The organism is Pseudochrobactrum mosebachae, assembly GCF_048914685.1.
Classification (GTDB): Bacteria; Pseudomonadota; Alphaproteobacteria; order Rhizobiales; family Rhizobiaceae; genus Pseudochrobactrum.
In genome coordinates this window covers 796573-815988 of record NZ_CP128408.1, presented here as the reverse complement: position 1 = coordinate 815988, position 19416 = coordinate 796573, and the positions used below count along the sequence as shown (strand labels likewise).

At 51.1% G+C, this 19416-nt stretch carries 15 protein-coding genes; 12 read left to right on the top strand and 3 right to left on the bottom strand.

What is annotated here, in order from left to right; translation table 11 throughout:
- Window positions 1-124: 124 nt before the first annotated feature.
- Both smc and MP213Fo_RS03790 read left to right on the top strand, forming a co-directional pair.
- The gene (gene smc / locus MP213Fo_RS03795; RefSeq protein WP_421090346.1) at window positions 125-3589 is read left to right on the top strand and encodes a chromosome segregation protein SMC; all 3465 of its coding nucleotides are present in this window, start codon (window positions 125-127) and stop codon (window positions 3587-3589) included.
- A 166-nt stretch (window positions 3590-3755) separates the two neighbouring features.
- Window positions 3756-4649, top strand: coding sequence for a cation diffusion facilitator family transporter (locus MP213Fo_RS03790; RefSeq protein ID WP_421090345.1), 894 nt, complete (start codon window positions 3756-3758; stop codon window positions 4647-4649).
- A 62-nt stretch (window positions 4650-4711) separates the two neighbouring features.
- Here MP213Fo_RS03790 and MP213Fo_RS03785 read toward each other — a convergent pair whose 3' ends face one another.
- Window positions 4712-5056, bottom strand: a complete 345-nt coding sequence (locus MP213Fo_RS03785) for a VOC family protein (RefSeq protein WP_421090344.1) — start codon at window positions 5054-5056, stop codon at window positions 4712-4714.
- 481 nt (window positions 5057-5537) lie between these two features.
- On the opposite strand from MP213Fo_RS03785, the gene ppdK reads away from it, so the two are divergent.
- Window positions 5538-8204 carry a pyruvate, phosphate dikinase gene (ppdK, locus tag MP213Fo_RS03780; RefSeq protein ID WP_421090343.1) on the top strand — a complete coding sequence of 889 codons (2667 nt, stop codon included), beginning with the start codon at window positions 5538-5540 and terminating at the stop codon, window positions 8202-8204.
- A 118-nt stretch (window positions 8205-8322) separates the two neighbouring features.
- A complete protein-coding gene (locus tag MP213Fo_RS03775) occupies window positions 8323-9147 on the top strand; it encodes a polysaccharide deacetylase family protein (RefSeq protein ID WP_421090342.1) in 825 nt (274 codons plus the stop codon).
- 21 nt (window positions 9148-9168) lie between these two features.
- On the opposite strand, the gene MP213Fo_RS03770 is transcribed toward MP213Fo_RS03775, so the two are convergent.
- Complete coding sequence (locus MP213Fo_RS03770; protein ID WP_421090341.1) at window positions 9169-9549, bottom strand: hypothetical protein; 381 nt, start codon at window positions 9547-9549, stop codon at window positions 9169-9171.
- 389 nt (window positions 9550-9938) lie between these two features.
- Here MP213Fo_RS03770 and MP213Fo_RS03765 point away from each other — a divergent pair, with 389 nt between their 5' ends.
- Window positions 9939-10829: a DUF1499 domain-containing protein gene (locus MP213Fo_RS03765; protein WP_421090340.1), complete on the top strand. Its 891-nt coding sequence runs from the start codon at window positions 9939-9941 to the stop codon at window positions 10827-10829.
- A gap of 114 nt (window positions 10830-10943) precedes the next feature.
- On the opposite strand, the gene MP213Fo_RS03760 is transcribed toward MP213Fo_RS03765, so the two are convergent.
- On the bottom strand, window positions 10944-11861 hold the full coding sequence (locus MP213Fo_RS03760; RefSeq protein WP_421090339.1) for an MBL fold metallo-hydrolase: 918 nt from the start codon (window positions 11859-11861) through the stop codon (window positions 10944-10946).
- Window positions 11862-12105: 244 nt separating this feature from the next.
- Between MP213Fo_RS03760 and puuE the strand changes: the two genes are divergently transcribed.
- From puuE to MP213Fo_RS03725, 7 genes are all read left to right on the top strand, one after another.
- The gene (gene puuE, locus MP213Fo_RS03755; protein ID WP_421090338.1) at window positions 12106-13035 is read left to right on the top strand and encodes an allantoinase PuuE; all 930 of its coding nucleotides are present in this window, start codon (window positions 12106-12108) and stop codon (window positions 13033-13035) included.
- 2 nt (window positions 13036-13037) lie between these two features.
- Window positions 13038-13544, top strand: coding sequence for an ureidoglycolate lyase (locus tag MP213Fo_RS03750; protein WP_421090337.1), 507 nt, complete (start codon window positions 13038-13040; stop codon window positions 13542-13544).
- Between the two features lie 147 nt (window positions 13545-13691).
- The gene (xdhA, locus tag MP213Fo_RS03745; protein ID WP_421090336.1) at window positions 13692-15173 is read left to right on the top strand and encodes a xanthine dehydrogenase small subunit; all 1482 of its coding nucleotides are present in this window, start codon (window positions 13692-13694) and stop codon (window positions 15171-15173) included.
- Window positions 15170-17572, top strand: coding sequence for a xanthine dehydrogenase molybdopterin binding subunit (gene xdhB, locus MP213Fo_RS03740; protein ID WP_421090335.1), 2403 nt, complete (start codon window positions 15170-15172; stop codon window positions 17570-17572). The genes xdhA and xdhB overlap by 4 nt, the downstream gene beginning before the upstream one ends.
- Window position 17573: 1 nt before the next feature.
- Window positions 17574-18095 (top strand): 2-oxo-4-hydroxy-4-carboxy-5-ureidoimidazoline decarboxylase, encoded by a 522-nt coding sequence (gene uraD, locus MP213Fo_RS03735; RefSeq protein ID WP_421090334.1) that lies wholly within the window; start codon window positions 17574-17576, stop codon window positions 18093-18095.
- Window positions 18096-18139: 44 nt separating this feature from the next.
- Window positions 18140-18496 carry a hydroxyisourate hydrolase gene (gene uraH, locus MP213Fo_RS03730; RefSeq protein ID WP_421090333.1) on the top strand — a complete coding sequence of 119 codons (357 nt, stop codon included), beginning with the start codon at window positions 18140-18142 and terminating at the stop codon, window positions 18494-18496.
- Window positions 18497-18564: 68 nt separating this feature from the next.
- On the top strand, window positions 18565-19380 hold the full coding sequence (locus tag MP213Fo_RS03725) for a DUF2793 domain-containing protein (protein ID WP_421090332.1): 816 nt from the start codon (window positions 18565-18567) through the stop codon (window positions 19378-19380).
- The last annotated feature ends 36 nt before the right edge of the window (window positions 19381-19416 follow it).

The window sequence follows — 19416 nt, the reverse complement described above, 5'->3', positions numbered from 1 at the left end:
TATTGTGCAGCAGGCGCCTCAACACGTCTGCTGCATTTTTATATTTTAAAACTGTGCTTTTTGATTTTCTGTTTGAATTTTATTGTTCTGTTTGCCCGCAACCGGTTTTGCGGGGTGAGGGCTGATGCGTTTCACCAAGCTGCGTTTGCTCGGGTTTAAATCTTTTGTCGAGCCGATGGAATTCGTTATTGAAGGCGGATTAACCGGCGTTGTCGGGCCAAATGGCTGTGGCAAGTCCAATCTGGTGGAAGCCCTGCGCTGGGTTATGGGTGAGAATTCCTATAAAAATATGCGCGCTTCCGGTATGGATGATGTGATTTTTTCCGGATCCGGTACCCGTCCGGCGCGTAACAGCGCAGAAGTCACGCTATTTTTGGATAATAGCGACCGGTCGGCGCCATCTTCCTATAATGATGTGGATGAATTGCAGGTCTCGCGTCGTATTGAACGTGAATCCGGCTCGGTCTATCGTATCAACGGTAAAGAAGTGCGCGCCAAAGATGTGCAGCTGTTGTTTGCCGATCAGTCAACCGGCGCGCGTTCGCCCTCTATGGTTGGACAGGGGCGGATTGGCGAGCTTATTCAGGCCAAGCCACAGGCACGCCGCGCCTTGCTCGAAGAGGCAGCGGGAATTTCCGGCCTCCATTCGCGCCGCCATGAAGCGGAGTTGCGGTTACGTGCCGCTGAAACCAATCTTGAGCGCCTTGAAGATGTGGTTGGCGAACTGAGCACCCAGATTGAAAGTTTGAAGCGTCAGTCGCGTCAGGCCAATCGTTTTCGTTCGCTCTCGGCAGATATTCGTGCGGCAGAAGCCGTTTTGCTGCATTTGCGCTGGTCGCAGGGCAAGCAGCAGGAGGGCGAATCGCAAAGCACTCTGGCCACCGCCACTTCGCAGGTTGGCGCCATGGCGCAGGCACAGATGATTGCCGCAAAAGAGCAGGCGATTACAGCGCAGAAATTACCGGAGCTGCGTGACCAGCAGGCGGCTGCTGCCGCTGCATTACAACGTTTGACGATTGCGGTTTCACAGCTTGATGAAGAAGCAGCGCGCCTCACACAGCGCCGTTCAGAACTGCTGAAGCGGCTTGAACAGCTAAGCGCTGATATCGTGCGTGAAGAGCAGATGCTGCAAGACCATGCTGGCGTTTTGGCACGTCTTAGCGATGAAGAGCAGGATTTACAGGAGCAAAACGAGGCTTCCGGTGATCGTGCGGTTGAGGCCGAAGACGTGCTGGGTGCAGCACAAGAGGTCTTGCAAAACCGTGAAGGTGAGTTGGCACAGCTCACCTCTGTGCGTGCCGAAGCGGCAGCGGAGCGGGCGCAAAGTGAGCGTTTGGTAAGGGAGACTGCCGAGCGGCGCGAAAAATTAGCGGCACAGTTGCGCAGTGTCGAACAGGATATGGCTACCCTTGAAGAGCAGTTGAAAATTCTGGCCGGTACGGAAGAAAAAGCTGCCAAAGTTACATTAGCTGAAGAGCTTGCAACGCTGGCTGAAGAGCAGGCGCTGGCCTGTGAAGAGCTGGTTGAACAGGCGCGGGTTGAAGAAACCGGCCGCCGCCAGCCATTGACGCAAGCGCGTGAAGCGCTGAACCGGATTGAAACGGAAGCGCGTACATTAGCCAGTATTTTACAAAACGGCCAATCCACAACCTTTACGGCGGTTGTGGAACAGATGCAGGTGAAGAAGGGCTATGAAACGGCTCTTGGTGCTGCATTGGGCGATGATCTGGAAGCGCCGGTTAACCCGCAGGCTCCGGTCTTTTGGACAGATTTTAATACGGAAAATGCCCGTGATCTGCCTTCATTGCCGCTAGGCGCGGTGGCGCTGAGCTCTGTTGTTGAGGCACCGCATGCTCTGGCGGCGCGGCTTTCACAGGTCGGCCTGGTCGATGACAGCGAAGGTGCGCATCTGCAAGCAATGCTGCTGCCGGGGCAGCGTTTGGTGAGCCGTGAAGGCAGCCTGTGGCGTTGGGATGGATTTACCGCGCGCTCTGATGCACCAACACAGGCTGCACAACGGCTGGCACAAAAGAACCGACTGGCTGAGCTTGAAACAGCAGCGATAACAGCGCGCCATCATGTGTCACAAACCGAGACAGATTTACGTGTGGCTGAAACAGCGTTACGTGAAACTGTAGAGCATGAGCGGCAGTTGCGCGATCATTGGCGCCATGCTCAGCGCGAATTGGCGCAGGCGCGTGAGGCTTTGGCTGAGGCCGAGCGCGCTGCGGGGCAGCTATCAACCAGACGTGCCGCACTCAATGAAGCGCATACACGGCTCAATGACAGTTTGGAAGATGTAGCAATACAGCTTGAAGAAGCACAAATCCGTCTTAACGATTTGCCGGATCTTCAGGAACTTAACCTGCGCCTCACCTCGCTGACAACGCAGGTCATGGCTGACCGCGCCAATATGGCAGAGGCGCGGGCTGCCCATGATAATTTACGCCGTGATGCGGAAAACCGGATGCGGCGGCTGGAAATGATTGGTCATGAGCGTCAGAGCTGGCAGGCACGCTCAGACAATGCGCGCCGCCAGATTGCTGCTTTGACAGAACGCCGTGATGAAACCGGTGATGAAGCGGAAGAGCTGGCAGAAGCACCTGCTGATATTGAAGAGCGCCGCCGTGAATTGCTGAGTGCATTGTCGCAAGCCGATGCCAAGCGTAAAGAAACCTCAGATCGTTTGAGTGTGGCAGAGACCGAGCAGGCGAAACTCGATAAGCGCGCAACACTGGCTATTCAGGAACTGGCCTCTTCGCGAGAGGTGCGCGCGCGCGCGGAAGAGCGTTTGACGGCTGCAGAAGAGCGCCGCAAAGATACTGAGGCGCGTATTATTGAAGTGTTGAATTGCGCTCCGCATGAAGCCTTTCGCCATACAGGTCTGAGTGCAGATGATGTGATGCCGGATATGGATCAGACCGACCGCCAGCTCGACCGTTTGAAAATTGAGCGCGAGCGCCTTGGCGCGGTTAATTTGCGCGCCGAGGAAGAGCAGCGCGAATTGTCCGAGCGGCAGGATGCGATTATTACCGAGCGCGAAGATATTATTGAAGCGATCAAAAAGCTGCGCCAAGCCATTCAAAGCCTGAACAAAGAAGGGCGCGAGCGGCTTCTGGCGGCCTTTGATGTGGTCAATGAGCAGTTCCAGCGATTGTTTACGCATTTGTTTGGCGGCGGAACCGCAGAGTTGCAACTGATTGAATCGGAAGATCCGCTGGATGCGGGGCTAGAAATTCTGGCGCGGCCTCCGGGTAAAAAACCGCAAACCATGACTTTGCTATCCGGTGGTGAGCAGGCACTGACAGCCATGGCGCTGATTTTCGCGGTATTCTTGACCAATCCGGCACCGATTTGCGTGCTTGATGAGGTAGACGCACCACTCGATGACCACAATGTTGAACGCTATTGCAACCTGATGGATGAAATGGCAGCTTCGACCAAAACGCGCTTTGTGATTATCACGCATAATCCGATTACCATGGCGCGCATGGATCGCCTGTTCGGGGTTACAATGGCGGAGCAGGGCGTGAGCCAGCTGGTATCTGTTGATCTGCAAACTGCAGCTGCATTGCGAGAAGTTGTTTAAATATTAAGTTGATAAACACTTAGTTCGGCCATTATTGCCGCTGTAAATATGTTTTTTAATATCGCCTGAACCGCTGCAAGCGGTAGACAGACTACCTCAATACTGAAATATTTCCGAATATTAGCAATTGTTGAATCCAAATTTCAGACGGAATAAGGACCTGGCAATGAGTGGCGATCATAATCATGCGGATGTAAGCACAACGCCTATTCCAAGGCTCTGGCTTGCTTTAGGCCTGACAGGCAGTTTTATGATTGCCGAAATTATTGGTAGTTATGTTACCGGTAGTCTGGCGCTGTTATCCGATGCGATGCATATGGCAACCGATACTTTTGCGCTGGCTCTTGCCTTGATTGCGATTTATCTGGGACGACGTGCAGCAGATATTTTCCGTACCTACGGCTATTCCCGCTTTGAAATTCTGGCAGCAACAATCAATGCTGTTTTACTGCTGCTTGTTGCATTCTATATTCTGTATGAGGCTTATAAGCGCCTGTCCCAGCCAGCGGAAGTGCAGTCTGTTGGTATGCTGATCGTTGCTACATTGGGTCTGCTTGTTAATCTCATTTCTATGCGGCTTCTAAGCGGCAAAAAAGATGAAAGCCTGAATGTTAAAGGCGCTTATCTCGAGGTTTGGGCTGACATGCTGGGCTCTGTCGGCGTTATTGTCGGAGCCGTCATCATCTATTTCACGGCATGGCAATGGGTAGACTCGGTTATTGCGGTCGGTATCGGTTTTATGGTGTTTCCGCGCACATGGATATTGCTCAAGGAATGTATAAATATTCTGCTCGAAGGCGTTCCGGTCGGCATGGATATGCGTCAACTGGAACAGTCGCTCCTGGCCGTTGCCGGTGTTGTATCGGTGCATGATCTGCATGTCTGGTCGCTGACAAAAAGCCAGCATTCACTGACAGCGCATATTGTACTTAGCCCGGGGGCCGATGGCGAAATGGTACGGCGTGCTGTCGAAAAGCTGATGCAAGAGCAATATGACCTCCATCATACGACATTGCAGATGGAGGTTGAAAATTGTGCCCGTGCTGAGGATATACATTAATCAAGTGCTGCAGATAGTATCCTTCAGCTTATTATGTCTTGGGTGATAATTGTCAGGTGTAATTACTCACTCCACACGGCTAGCTCATTGCCTGACGGATCGGTGAAATGAAAGCGGCGGCCACCGGGAAAGCTGAAGATCGGTCTGATGATTGTACCGCCGGCTTTTTCAACATCAAGCAAAGACTGCTCAAGGTCTTCTGAATAAAGCACAGGCAGTGGCTTAGCATTTTTTGTTTCATCACCTTGATAAAAACCGCCATCCAGCCCTTCTGAATGGGCGGCATAATCCGGCCCGTAATCAATGAAGTTCCAGCCGAAGGCGCTTGCATAGAAATCTTTCACTTTGCTCAGATCAGAAATGCCGGCCGGCATTTCAAGATAGTCCAATTTTCCCGTTTTACGCATAGTGATCCTCAGGTGTTCGGTTGCAGGCAAAAAATTGTAATTTCATTATAAACCGCATCATTAAACACTCGGCACGAAATAAAATATGATTCTCTGACCTGTTTAGAAGCGCGGCTTGTGCAGTCTTGGTACAGTGCAAGCGTTGATAATATGCGGAAAACAATTCCGGCAAAATCGATTTAAACAAATTTACTGCAGTAACGTTGCTGATTGTTACCGTTTTTGTGCATTTTTCAGTGGTACACAATCGGCCTATCGCTTAAGCAGATTATGGTTTCTGGCCGATCTGGTTACAAAAAGGCCGGTCGAATACTTTGGCAATGACGGCATATGCATGATCACAGCCGTTATTGGCCTTTTTAAATATTGTTTGCTGTTCTGCAATATGTATTTGCAGCAGGCAATTAATGTGATCGGTTGAAAGATCATACCGCTGCCGTCATGGACGAAAGCGGGGCGGAGTATGATCAGGAGGACGGTAATGGTTAAGTGGGTTTATCACTTCGGTGACGGCAAGGCCGATGGCGCTGCAAGTGATCGTAATCTTCTGGGAGGCAAGGGTGCAAACCTTGCTGAAATGAGCAGTCTCGGATTGCCGGTGCCTCCGGGCTTTACCATTACCACTGATGTCTGCAGCTATTATTATGATAATGGCAATCAATATCCTGAAATCCTGAAAACGCAGGTTGCTGAAGCCCTGAAACATATTGCAGCGCTGACCGGTCGCCGCTTTGGCGATGCAGAACGTCCGTTGCTGGTATCAGTGCGTTCAGGTTCGCGTGCCTCAATGCCGGGCATGATGGACACAGTGCTCAATCTCGGATTGAATGATGCGACTGTGGCTGCCATCGGTGCTGAGGCCAATGACGAGCGCTTTGCCTATGACAGTTACCGCCGATTTATCCAGATGTATTCTGATGTGGTTCTTGGTGTTGATCATTCCTTTTTTGAAGAAATTCTCGATGATGCCAAAGCCAATCTTGGTCTCGAAGTTGATACCGATCTGACCGCAGCCGATTGGCGCGATGTGATTGATCAGTATAAAGCCAAAGTTGAAGAAGAGCTTGGCCAGCCATTTCCTCAAGATCCTGAAGCGCAGCTTTGGGGCGCGATTTCTGCCGTATTTTCTTCATGGATGAATGCGCGCGCGATTACCTATCGCCGGTTGCATAATATTCCTGAAAGCTGGGGCACGGCCGTTAACGTACAGGCCATGGTATTCGGCAATATGGGCGATACCTCGGCAACCGGTGTTGCATTCACACGTAATCCGTCGACCGGTGAGCGCAAGCTCTATGGTGAGTTTCTGGTCAATGCGCAGGGTGAAGATGTGGTGGCGGGTATTCGTACACCACAAAACATTACGGAAGAAGCGCGTATTGAAGCTGGCTCAGAGCGCCCATCGCTTGAAAATATCATGCCCGAGGCTTTCACTGAATTTCTGAAAATCGCAGACCAGCTTGAACAGCACTATCGCGATATGCAGGATCTGGAATTTACCATTGAGCGTGGCAAATTGTGGATGCTGCAAACCCGCTCTGGTAAACGTACTGCCAAGGCAGCCCTTAAAATGGCTGTGGAAATGGTTGAAGAGGGCCTGATCGGCAAGCATGAAGCGGTGAACCGCATTGATCCTGCATCGCTTGATCAACTGCTGCATCCGACCATTGATCCGAAAGCCGAGCGCCATGTTGTCGGCATCGGGCTTCCGGCTTCCCCCGGTGCTGCTACCGGTGAGATTGTGTTCTCGTCGGAAGATGCCGAGCAGCTTAAATCGGAAGGCCGCAAGGCTATTCTGGTACGTATTGAAACCAGCCCTGAAGATATTCACGGTATGCATGCGGCGGAGGGTATTCTGACCTCGCGCGGCGGTATGACCAGCCACGCGGCTGTGGTTGCCCGTGGCATGGGCAAGCCTTGCGTATCGGGTGCCGGATCGTTGCGTATTGATTATCGCAATGGCACGATGCTGACTGCTGGCGGCACCTTCAAAAAAGGTGACATTATTACCATTGACGGCGGCAGCGGGCAGGTGCTGAAAGGCACTGTGGCGATGCAGCAGCCGGAACTGTCGGGCGATTTCGGTCATCTCATGGTGTGGGCGGATGAAGCCCGCCGCATGAAAGTGCGTACCAATGCTGAAACCCCAAGTGATGCGCGTGCGGCGCGCTCGTTTGGTGCGGAAGGAATTGGTCTGTGCCGTACCGAGCATATGTTCTTTGAAGGCCCGCGTATTCTGGCTATGCGTGAGATGATCCTGTCTGCGGACGAAAAGGGCCGCCGTGTGGCGCTCGATAAGCTGTTGCCAATGCAGCGCGATGATTTCATCGAGCTATTTGAAATCATGCAAGGTCTGCCGGTAACAATCCGCTTGCTGGATCCGCCATTGCATGAGTTCCTGCCAAAAACCGAGGCAGAAATTGCTGAAGTGGCAGCAGTTATGGGCATTGATGCGGAAAAACTGCGTGAACGTGCCGAGAGCCTGCATGAGTTTAACCCGATGCTGGGTCATCGTGGTTGCCGCTTAGCAATTACCTATCCGGAAATTGCAGAAATGCAGACCCGTGCGATTATTGAAGCTGCCATTGCAGCGGCCAAGAAAACTGGCGAGGCGGTTATTCCTGAAATTATGGTGCCGCTGGTTGGTATCAAAGCCGAGTTGGATTTTGTCAAAGCCCGTATTGATAAAGTTGCAGCAGAAATCATCGCGGAGAGCGGTGTAAAAGTCGATTATATGGTGGGTACCATGATCGAGCTGCCACGCGCTGCACTGCGTGCCGGTGATCTGGCGCAGACTGCCGAGTTTTTCTCATTCGGCACCAATGATCTGACGCAAACCACATTTGGCGTATCGCGTGATGATGCCTCTTCCTTCCTGACACAATATCAGGCTTTGGGTATTATTGAGCAGGATCCGTTTGTGACGGTTGATTTTGATGGTGTTGGTGAGCTGGTGCAAATTGCAGCAGAACGTGGCCGCAAACAGCGTCCGGATATTAAGCTTGGCGTATGCGGTGAACATGGTGGCGATCCGGCTTCGATTGGTTTTTACGAAAATACCGGCCTTGATTACGTCTCTTGCTCGCCGTTCCGCGTGCCGATTGCACGCCTTGCCGCAGCGCAAGCGGCAATCGCCGCGAAAAAATAACCACGACCTTTATGCAGTAAGATATTAAAATAATGCGCCGGATGAAATATCCGGCGCATTTGCAATTTAAGCGGTTTTCAGAGCATAATTCTGTTGTTGGTACTTGGAGTTAGTGGACATGTCTTGCGTTAAAACCGCGTTATTCTCACTGGTTCTGACCGTGAGTTTCAATTCTGCAACTGTTCATGCGGCCGATGAGGCGCTGCTTTCCGGCAAGGTTTCACATCGTCATCTTATCGTAGAGCCGCAGCTTAATCTTGGCGATAAGTCTGCGGGTAAATCCTCCGGTCCGATACAAGTGGCGCTGACGCTTGATGCCTGCTCCGGTGATGTTGATTACCGTATTCTTGATGTTCTGGTGAAAGAGAAAGTGCCTGCAACTCTGTTTGTGACCGCACGATGGTTGCGCCGCAATCAGGCGGCCATTGAAATTTTAAAATCCCATCCGGAATTGTTCGAGATTGAAAATCATGGTGCTGAACATGTACCGGCCATCACGGAACTTAAAACCATGTATGGTATTCCGACAGCCGGAACCCCAAGCGCCATTGCCGCCGAAGTTAAAGGTGGTGCTGATAAAATTCGTGAAATATTCGGCTTTCAACCGCAGTGGTATCGCGATGCGACAGCCCGATATTCAACCGATGCTGTGCGCCAGATTGAAGGTATGGGCTATAAAATAGCCGGCTATTCGCTCAATGGTGATCGTGGCGCATCATTACCTGCCGCAACCGTTGCACGACGTATTACTGCGGCAAAAGATGGTGATGTGATTATTTCGCATATTAATCAGCCGAAGCGCGTATCCGGAGCCGGTGTGGCAGAGGGAATAATCGCGCTGAAGAAAAAAGGTGTAAAATTTCGCCTGCTGAAAGATATGGAAACGCGTGCGGCACCCAATGTGGTGGGCGATGATCATCCTGCAGCAAAACTGACACCATAGGCCAGTCCGGGATGTTTTTGATCAGGGCGTATTTTTGAGTTTGCCCATCACCGCAGCATAATTACGGCCCAGGCTTTCAAATAACGCATTATTACCGGTAAGCGGGGCGTGAGAAAGTGTCAGCCCGTCATTAAGCAGTGTAACAAACACGACCTGATCCTGCTGTGCGGCTGGCACCAGAATGGCGCCGATACGCTGGGCAGCAGTCGTATCCAGAGCCGGCATATTAAACAGCACTTCACCACCGACAATATCGGCCGCTTTTGCAAGCGATAAATCAAAACCGTCAGTTAAAACATCTTGCGCGCCGAGTGCAAACTCAACTTCAACAGCTTCTAAAGATGCACTCTCGTCCGATGCAATTACTGTATTTTCTGTGGTCGAGGAGGACTCATGCCCCATAAATGCAAACTTTCCGGAAGTTATTATAATCATTCTACGCAACTGTATGTGAGCAGTTGCGCAATATTTTCAATCTCATTTTAGTGATTTGTTTTAATAACATGATAAATAAAAATAATTGTTGTTTATATCACGTTAATCACAGGTCTTTGGAGACGTCTTCCAAAAAGCTGATTTTTATGGGTAGAAAAATGTAAAAATCATAAAAAGGCAGAGCGTTAATGTGAACGGAAAAAGTGAGAACCGAGAGCGTTTATAGTTTCGTGTTACGCTCTGTTTGCATTCGGAGCTTTTGAAATGACAATAAATGTTTTACCTTTGTTTTCTGCTCCGCTTTTTACAACTTTCTTTCATATGTTATTTTTTTAATTCAGCTGGTGCGATGCGGTATGGTTGAAAATTATTACATTCAACGCAAAGTAAGTCGTCGGTTTTCGCGATCGGCACATTATGCCCCTTATTGCGCTGCGGTTGGTTTTGTTGCGCTCGCGGGCGGTCTTATCGCGCATCGTCTCGCTTTGATCGAACAGCCGGAACTGGTGTTTTTAGTGGCACTGGCAGTGTTTTTTGCGGGTTTGGCTTTATTGTTGGCCGCTAAAACTTTTTACAATCTGTGGCGCAGCGGGGATGCCGGTGGCAAGCGGGCTTTGCGGGCCTGTTTCATTGCGCTGGCAACACTGGTTGCACCTGCATTGCTGGTCGGCCAAATCGCGGCAACACCGCGTATCCATGATATTTCTACTGACCTTGAAACGCCTGTGCAGTTTAATACCGTGATGGAAAATCAACAGGATATAGCCTCAGGCAGCGCGTCTAATACGGGTGTCAGGCTGTTGCAGAGTTTCGGGCTTAATGATTTGCTCAGAGATTTGGTTGCGCATAATAGCCTGGCTGTGAATGATATGCCGGACATGCTGCAGCAATTATCGGCCTATCCTGAGATCAGTGGGCGCCAATATGACAGCGCGCAGGATCATGTCTTAAAGGCCGTGCTGAAAGTTTTCAAGGATCAGGGGTTGGATGCCACAGGTATTGCAGGTATTGCAGGTCAGGATATGGATGTGAGCGTGGAGGCTGCAGCCAAAACATGGGTGCTCGGTCTGCGCAGTGATCTGGTGGTACGCTTACGGGATGAGGCAGAGCAGACCACCGTTGATATGCGCGCGGTATCGCGCTACGGGCGCTATGATCTGGGTATTAATGCCGAACTGATTGATACGTTTTTCAATGCACTAGATCTTGAAATGCGCAATGCTGTGCCGGATGCCCCCGAAACCTGAGTGATTAGAGTATTCACGATCAAGTTGAATCAACTTGATTGGTATGACAATGCAATAAATCTAGAAACTAGAGCGAGCGCTGCGATCCAAGCTGAGCGTTTGCCGCTCTAGGCTTCAGGCCGGATAAAATGTGCCATCCGGTAACGGGTCGCCGTCTGTTATCACCAAGCCTCGTGAAACCAGATTTTCCAGATGGGCAAACACCGAGAGACCTGCTGCTCCGTGCATGCGCTTATCGGTTTCGCGGTAAATCACTGCTACCATTTGCGGAATGGTTGTATCACCCTGCATGACACGCTCGAGTACCGCCCGCTCGCGCATTTTGCGATGGGTACGCAAGCCACGCAAAAAACGGTGTGGTTTGCTGATAGGCGCACCGTGCCCCGGCAAATACAGCTCATCTTTGCGCTTTAGTAGTTTTTCAAGCGAGTCCATATACGCGCGCATTGAGCCATCCGGCGGTGCCACAATGGTTGTAGCCCATGCCATAACATGGTCGGCAGAAAATAATATGCCGCGCCCGTTCAAAGCAAAACAGGCATGATTGGCGGTGTGCCCCGGCGTGTGAATAACTTCCACCCCCCAATCATCAGTACCATCCGGCGAGATAAAAACCGCTCCGTCTTCAGCGCAGATATCCGGCATGAAATCAAAATCCGAACTGTCGTCAAATGCATTAATTTCACCGCTAAACAGGGTGCGCGCTGCTTTATGCGCGCCTTGTGCCACAGTAATAGCGCCGGTTTCCGCTTTCAGCCTTGCTGCCAGCGGCGAGTGATCGCGATGTGTATGGCTGACAAAAATATGGCTAACAGGCCGGCCAGCAATCACGCGCATCAGTGCCTCAAAATGCGCCGCGTCTTCAGGCCCCGGATCAACCACTGCAAGTTTGCTGGTGCCGATAATATAGCTATTGGTACCAAAACCCGTAAAAGCACTGGGATTATTCACTGTGACCCGCACAATATCCGTTGCAACTGCAACCGCCTCACCATAGGCGGGATCAAATTGCGTCTCAAATTTTAGTGCCATGAAGTATGCTTTCGGAATTTCAAATAGAGATAACGGGCAAGAATATCGGACAGGAATATCGGGCAACTGGCAGATAATATAAACCGCTTTATAGCGGATTTTCTGTTTGCTGTCCTGTGCCATAAAGCTACGACGAAGCAATGGAATAGAGTTTGATACAAAAAATCTACAGATTGTCGACAATTTGCCGTTGACAATGGTCTGGTTGTTGACTCAATTCAGATAAAGAATTGGGGAGCGTAGCATGCAAAAATGTGGTGATCGGGAATTTATTGGTTATGGCCGTCATACGCCGGATCCGCGCTGGCCGGATGGCGCGCAGATCGCAGTACAATTTGTAGTCAATTATGAAGAAGGTGGCGAAAGCTGTATTCTTGACGGTGATGCCGGCTCTGAGAGCCTGTTATCTGAAATTGTGGGCGCACAAAGCTGGCCGCAGCAACGCAACCAAAATATGGAATCGATCTATGAATATGGTGCACGAGCCGGTTTCTGGCGGTTGTGGCGCATGTTTACCAAGCGCAATATGGACGTCACGGTTTATGGTGTAACCAAAGCCATGGAGCGCAATCCTGAAGCGGTTGCAGCTATGAAAGAGGCGGGCTGGGAAATTGCCAGCCACGGCCTGCGCTGGCTTGAATATAAAGATTATAGCGAAGAGCAGGAGCGCCAGCACATTCAGGAAGCTGTGCGTTTGCACACGGCGCTGACCGGCGAGCGGCCTTATGGTATTTATCAGGGTAAACCTTCAGACAATACGCTGCGCTTGGTAATGGAAGAGGGCGGTTTTCTTTACTCAGCGGATTCTTATGCTGATGAACTGCCATTCTGGATTGAGGGCGCTAGCGGTCCTCATCTCATTGTGCCTTATACGCTGGATGCCAATGATATGCGTTTTGCCACGCCGCAGGGCTTTAATGCCGGTGACCAGTTCTACAATTATCTCAAAGACACATTTGATGTGCTCTATCGTGAGGGCGCCGAAGGCGCACCGAAAATGATGTCTGTGGGCTTACATTGCCGTATTGTTGGCCGCCCCGGGCGGGCGGCGGCACTGGAGCGCTTTCTCGATTATGTTCAGTCGCATGATAAAGTGTGGGTGGCTAAACGTATTGATATTGCCCGCCATTGGCATGCCCATCATAAGCCTGCACAAAATAGCAAGGGAGCCTGATCATGGAGCTGGTTTCTTTATCCGTACAAAGGCTGACATCTGAGGCTTTTGCACCTTTTGGTGATGTGATCGAGACGGGTTTGGGTGAGATAAAACACATCAACTGGAATATAACAGAGCGCCATCATGCTTTAGCCAGCACCGATATGATTGGTGATGATGCCCTCGTTTTGATCAATATTTTCCGCAGCCAGCCTTGGCAATTGCCGATCACCATTAAAATGCTGGAGCGGCATCCGCTTGGCTCGCAAGCGTTTATGCCGTTGAACAATCGCGATTACTTTGTCGTTGTGGCTGAGGATCGCGATGGGCAACCGCAAACACCGGTGGCCTTTCTCGCACGTGGTAATCAGGGTGTGAACTATCACCGCAATGTCTGGCATCATCCGCTGCTGGCGCAGCATGACGTGTCGGATTTTCTGGTGGTGGATCGCGGCGGCGCGGGCAATAATCTGGAAGAACATTATTATCCGGAGTATAATTTTATCATCAGTGATTCAAAAATTTGACCATGTGGTCAGACTGCATAAATCCGGTTGTTTAAAAGCGGCATTAATCTTGCCTGAAATGTCGCTTTAAGGCTGCGACTTATTAAATTACCACCTTTTATTTTATCGGGACTTGACGGTCATTCAGAGGCGTAACAATCTGCTGCTATGACACAGATGATCCGTTTTTTTCTGAATGGTCACCGGCAGGATGTTCAGATCCGGCCAGATACAACGGTTCTGGAGTGGTTGCGTGGGGAGGCGCGGCTCAAGGGAACGAAGGAGGGCTGTGCTGAGGGCGATTGCGGGGCGTGTTCCGTTCTGATCGGCACAGAAAATGCAGACAATACGCAGGCTGAAACTGCGGAAAATCAAACAACAATCCTAGGGGCGGGCGGAGCCATTCGCTATCGCGCAGTTAATAGTTGCATCCTGAGTATGGGGCAGATTGACGGCAAGGCTCTGGTGACTGTTGAAGGGCTTAAAACCAAACAGCTGCATCCTGTGCAGGCGGCGATGGCTGAAAACGGCTCGTCGCAATGCGGCTTTTGCACGCCCGGCATTGTGATGTCGCTGAGTGGTTTGGCAGCCGATTGTGAGCGCAATCATACAACAGCTGATGATCAGCTGATTCACGATACACTTGCCGGTAATCTCTGCCGCTGCACAGGCTACCGCCCGATCGTTGAGGCCGCGCGCAAAGTGATTGCGCAAGGCGGAGCGGTGATCAAAGGGCCGGCCGCCGGTGCATTGCAAGCCATTGCCGCGCAACCGCTGCTCGAAGGACATGGCGCCAGTTATCGCCAGCCTGCAACACTGCGCGCATTGCTGGAATTGCGCGAGCAATATCCGAAGGCCGTTTTGCTGGCAGGCGGCACCGATCTTGGTGTGGCGCTGGCAGATTATCACGTCGATTGGGATATGGTGATCTCCACCGCACATGTGCAGGAACTGCGCATGATCCACGAGGATGCAACGGGTTTCCATTTCGGCGCCGCGGTTACATGGTCTGAAGTGCTGCAAGCGATCGGCAATCAGTTTCCGTCTTTAACCGTTTTGCTGCGCCGTTTCGGTTCGGTGCAAATCCGCAATCAGGGAACCATCGGTGGCAATATTGGTACAGCCAGCCCGATCGGTGATGGGCCTCCGGCTTTGATAGGGCTTGGTGCGATCATCGAGCTGGCATCGTTGCGCGGTAATCGGTTTTTGCCGCTGGAAGATTTCTTTCTGGATTATCGCAAAACCGAGTTGCAGCCTGATGAAGTGATTGCGTCACTCTTCATTCCCAAACTTGCAACCAATGAGAATTACCGCGTTTATAAAGTTTCCAAGCGCTATGATCAGGATATTTCCTCAGTCTGCGGTGCGTTTCGTATCACATTACAAGATGGCGTGGTGAATGATGCCCGTATCGCCTTTGGCGGTATGGCCGCTATTCCGGTACGGGTTTATAGCGCTGAGAGGGATTTGGTCGGTAAGGCTTTTGATGAAGAGGCAGCACAAGCCTGTGCTCTATCAATTGCTGCTGTGCTGACGCCTTTGAGCGACTGGCGCGGCAGTGCCGAATACCGGCTATTGGTAGCGCAAAATCTAGTGGAGCGTTTCCGCCATGATCTGGCAGGCAATGTGGTGGAGGTTATGGCGCTGTGATTCAATTAAACCAACCCTTTCCAACGCCTGATGCTGCGCTCAATAAAGTTGAGCGCAGCATTGTCGGCCATGGTGTATTGCATGATTCCGCGAGCCGCCATGTGGCCGGTTCTGCGACATATATTGATGATATGCCGGAATTGCCGGATACGTTGCATGCGGCATTCATTCTTTCACCAGTTGCTCATGGCAGGCTCAAATCTATGGATGCGAGCATAGCGCTGGCACAGGCCGGCGTGGTGGGTATCTGGGGCGTTAAGGATATTCCGGGCATCAATGATGTGTCACCGGGTATGCCGGGTGAGCCATTATTTACCGATGATTTGCTCGACCATCAGGGGCGTGTCATTGCGGTGATTGCGGCAACCAGTTTTGAAGCAGCCTATAAAGCCGCCAAGCTGGTGAAGCTCGATATTGAGGAGCTGCCACCGGTTCTGGATGTGGAAGAAGCACATGCTTTGAAAAGCTATGTTATCCCACAGCAAGTGGTGCAACAGGGCGATGCCAAGGCGGCATTGGCGGCCTCCGAGCATAGATTTTCAGGCCGGCTATCGATGGGCGGGCAGGATCATTTTTACCTTGAAACCCATATTGCCTATGCAATTCCGGGTGAGAACTGGCCGCATGAAAATGGCGATATGCTGGTTCACTCCTCTACACAGCATCCGAGCGAAGTGCAGCACCATGTGGCGCATGTGCTGGGTCTGCATGCGCATGCGGTGGAGTGTCAGGTACGGCGGATGGGCGGCGGCTTTGGCGGTAAGGAAAGTCAGGCGACGATTATTGCCTGCGCTGCGGCGCTGGTTTCAGCTAAAACCGGACGCCCTTGTAAAATGCGGTTGAAGCGTCGTGATGATATGATTGCCACCGGCAAGCGCCATGATTTTGTGGTGCATTGGCAGGCGGGCACAGATAGTCGCGGGCGCATTAAAGGGCTGGATATCGAGTTTTTGGCACGTGCCGGTAACCTGCCGGATCTGACCGGGCCTGTGATTGCACGTGCATTGACCCATGCCGATAATTCTTACTTCATTGAAAATGCACATTTCATTGGCCATGCCTGCAAAACCAATACGGTATCCAACACCGCATTTCGCGGTTTTGGCGGGCCACAGGGTATTATCGCCATTGAGGCGATTGTTGATACCATTGCCCGTGAGTTAAAGCTCGACCCGAACCATGTGCGAGAAGTTAATTATTACGGTGATGATACGGGTGATGAAACACCTTATGGCCAGAAGGTTGAAGACAATTGCCTGCTAAAGGTAACAGAAGCACTTTTGGCCAGCAGCGAATGGAAAAAACGCCGCGAAGAGATTGATGATTATAACGCGACCAAACCACTGATCCGTCGCGGTCTGGCCATGATGCCGGTTAAATTTGGTATTTCTTTCAATCTCACTGCGCTCAATCAGGCTGGTGCGCTGGTGCATGTTTATCAGGATGGTTCCGTGTTTTTGAACCATGGTGGTACTGAAATGGGGCAGGGGCTGTTTGTTAAGGTCGCGCAAGTTGTAGCCGAAGTGTTCCAGATTGATTTAGATTTGGTACGCATTTCTGCAACTGCCACCGGCAAAGTACCGAATACCTCAGCCACTGCTGCCTCAACCGGCTCGGATTTGAATGGTATGGCGGCTTTTAAAGCGGCAACAGCGATTAAAGGCCGGATGCAGAAAGTGGCGGCAGAGCATTACGGTGTTGAGGAAGAGCAGATCATCTTCCGGGGCAGCCGGATTTATGCGGGCAATGAATCGATGTCTTTTGGCGAACTTGCCAAAATGACATGGTTTAAACGTGTGCAACTTTCTGAGGCAGCACATTATGCGACACCAAAAATCCATTGGGACGGCAAGACCATGCGCGGTCGCCCGTTCTTTTACTTTACCTATGGCGCAGCTGTCGCTGAAGTTGCGGTGGATACGCTAACCGGAGAAACCCGTTGCTTGCGGGCTGATATCTTGCAGGATGTCGGCTTTCCGCTCAATCCGGCCATTGATTTAGGCCAGATTGAAGGCGCTTTTGTGCAAGGTATGGGTTGGGTAACCTGTGAGGAGCTGTGGTGGGATAAAGCCGGTCGGCTGCGTACCGCAGGGCCTTCAACCTATAAAATTCCGGGATCGAGGGATGTTCCGGAAATCTTTAATGTTCGAATTCTTGAAGATGCGCCGAACCGTGAAGAGACGGTGTTTCGATCCAAAGCCATTGGTGAACCGCCATTAATGCTGGGTATATCGGTGTGGCTGGCGATCCGTGATGCAATCGCCTCGCTTGCTGATCACCAGTTTTCACCGGAACTGGATGCACCGGCAACACCTGAAACTGTGATGAAATCGATCATCAGCCTCAGGCAGCGCCAGCAGCAAATGTCGGATCAAATGACTGAAAACGAGAAAACCTGATATGAATTTGCAGAAACTGAATATAATGCCGGAGGCTGAATTTGTCTCCGTTTTGGGTGGGATATTCGAACATTCGTCTTGGGTTGCGCAAGCCGCTGTACATAAGAGGGCTTTTGCAACTGTGGGGGCTTTGCATCAAGCGATGGTACAAGCAGTTGATGCTGCGCATCGCGATCAGCAACTGAGCCTGATCCGAGCGCATCCTGATCTGGCAGGTAAGGCAGCAAGGGCTGGTAATCTCACTGATGCATCAACCAGCGAGCAAAAAACCGCGGGGCTGGATCAGTTGACGGAAGCCGAGTTCACGCGTTTTCATCAGCTGAATGATGCCTATAAGCAGCGTTTTTCTTTTCCGTTCATTCTGGCTGTGCGTGGCTTTGGTGGCAAAACGCATGACAAATATTCTATTCTTGAGGCATTTGAATTACGCCTGAAAAACACGCCGGATCAGGAGATTGCAGAGGCACTGCGGCAGATTGCGCGTATCGCCGAGCTGCGTTTGGGGGATATGTTAAAGCAATAAAGTGTTTGCGTAAGATGTATTTTGACCTTTGAAAGGCTTCAATCATGGCAAAACTCTCAACCCATGTGCTTGATACTGCGAATGGCAAACCGGCTGCCGCTATGCGTCTCGAGCTGTACCGGGTTAAAGGCAGCGGTGAACTGGAGCTGATAAAACGCACCATTACCAATCTCGATGGTCGTACCGATGAGCCCTTGTTATCAAAGGGAAATATGCGCAGTGGCACCTATGAAATCCAGTTTCATGTGGCGGAGTATTTTGATTCTGTAGGTTCCGATATGGCCAAGCCGCCTTTTCTTGATCTGATACCGATCCGCTTTGCGATTGCAGATGAGGCAGGTAGTTATCATGTGCCGCTTCTGGTTAGTCCTTGGGCCTATTCTACCTATCGCGGCAGTTAATCTATCCCCCCATTTTGGTGTGGCCATAAACTCCCTGTCATTCACGTCAATGACAAGGAAACTAAAATATGGAAACCACCCCCAATCTCAAAATGCCTTACATATTGCCTAGTCAGGCACAAAAGCATGTGACCCATAACGAGGCGCTGCGTTATCTTGATGCGGTCTTGCATTTGTCGGTTCTCAGCAGGCAGCAGGCGATGCCGCCTGAGGCACCGGCAGAGGGTAGTCGTTATCTAGTATCAGCCGGTTCCGGTGATCTATGGAGTGGACATGAGGGAGAGTTGGCCGCCTTTATGGATGGCGAATGGTTCTTTTTTACGCCCATTCAGGGCTGGATCATGCATGTTGCAGATGAAAGCGCAGTGCTGATTTTTAACGGCTCTCAATGGCAGTCTTTATTTAATCCGCAATCAATGGTCGGCGTTAATACGGCTGCAGATAGCGCTAACCGGCTTGCAGTTGCCTCAGATGCGGTTTTACTCACCCATAATGGTGCCGGACATCAGCTTAAAATCAATAAAAACCAGAGCGACAATACCGCATCACTATTGTTCCAAAGCGGCTGGACCGGCTTTGCTGAAATGGGGCTGGTGGGTGAAAATCACTTCAGCATAAAAGTGTCTGATGATGCTGGTCAATGGCGGCAAGCGCTGCGGATTGATCGTGCGAGCGGCAATATTGCCATTGGCTCAATATGGCCGACAGCCCCTCTACATGTCGATGGCGCGATCCGTTTTGCAAACTACACACCAAGCAATCTGCCATCGGCAGCACAGCATGGAGCTGGGACGCTTGTTAGTGTGGGCGTAAACGGAAAACTTGCTTATTCAAATGGCATAGGCTGGTTGTGGGTACGTGATGATACGCCGGTTAATCCGTGACGTAGAACTGTCAGGTTTTTTTGAAGGGGTTTACTC

What these genes read in the sequence shown, in the direction of transcription:
- smc (WP_421090346.1), top strand. Translation starts at nt 125, where the DNA reads ATGCGTTTCACCAAGCTGCGTTTGCTCGGGTTTAAATCTTTTGTCGAG.
- MP213Fo_RS03790 (WP_421090345.1), top strand. Translation starts at nt 3,756, where the DNA reads ATGAGTGGCGATCATAATCATGCGGATGTAAGCACAACGCCTATTCCA.
- MP213Fo_RS03785 (WP_421090344.1), bottom strand. Translation starts at nt 5,056, where the DNA reads ATGCGTAAAACGGGAAAATTGGACTATCTTGAAATGCCGGCCGGCATT.
- ppdK (WP_421090343.1), top strand. Translation starts at nt 5,538, where the DNA reads ATGGTTAAGTGGGTTTATCACTTCGGTGACGGCAAGGCCGATGGCGCT.
- MP213Fo_RS03775 (WP_421090342.1), top strand. Translation starts at nt 8,323, where the DNA reads ATGTCTTGCGTTAAAACCGCGTTATTCTCACTGGTTCTGACCGTGAGT.
- MP213Fo_RS03770 (WP_421090341.1), bottom strand. Translation starts at nt 9,549, where the DNA reads ATGGGGCATGAGTCCTCCTCGACCACAGAAAATACAGTAATTGCATCG.
- MP213Fo_RS03765 (WP_421090340.1), top strand. Translation starts at nt 9,939, where the DNA reads ATGGTTGAAAATTATTACATTCAACGCAAAGTAAGTCGTCGGTTTTCG.
- MP213Fo_RS03760 (WP_421090339.1), bottom strand. Translation starts at nt 11,861, where the DNA reads ATGGCACTAAAATTTGAGACGCAATTTGATCCCGCCTATGGTGAGGCG.
- puuE (WP_421090338.1), top strand. Translation starts at nt 12,106, where the DNA reads ATGCAAAAATGTGGTGATCGGGAATTTATTGGTTATGGCCGTCATACG.
- MP213Fo_RS03750 (WP_421090337.1), top strand. Translation starts at nt 13,038, where the DNA reads ATGGAGCTGGTTTCTTTATCCGTACAAAGGCTGACATCTGAGGCTTTT.
- xdhA (WP_421090336.1), top strand. Translation starts at nt 13,692, where the DNA reads ATGACACAGATGATCCGTTTTTTTCTGAATGGTCACCGGCAGGATGTT.
- uraD (WP_421090334.1), top strand. Translation starts at nt 17,574, where the DNA reads ATGAATTTGCAGAAACTGAATATAATGCCGGAGGCTGAATTTGTCTCC.
- uraH (WP_421090333.1), top strand. Translation starts at nt 18,140, where the DNA reads ATGGCAAAACTCTCAACCCATGTGCTTGATACTGCGAATGGCAAACCG.
- MP213Fo_RS03725 (WP_421090332.1), top strand. Translation starts at nt 18,565, where the DNA reads ATGGAAACCACCCCCAATCTCAAAATGCCTTACATATTGCCTAGTCAG.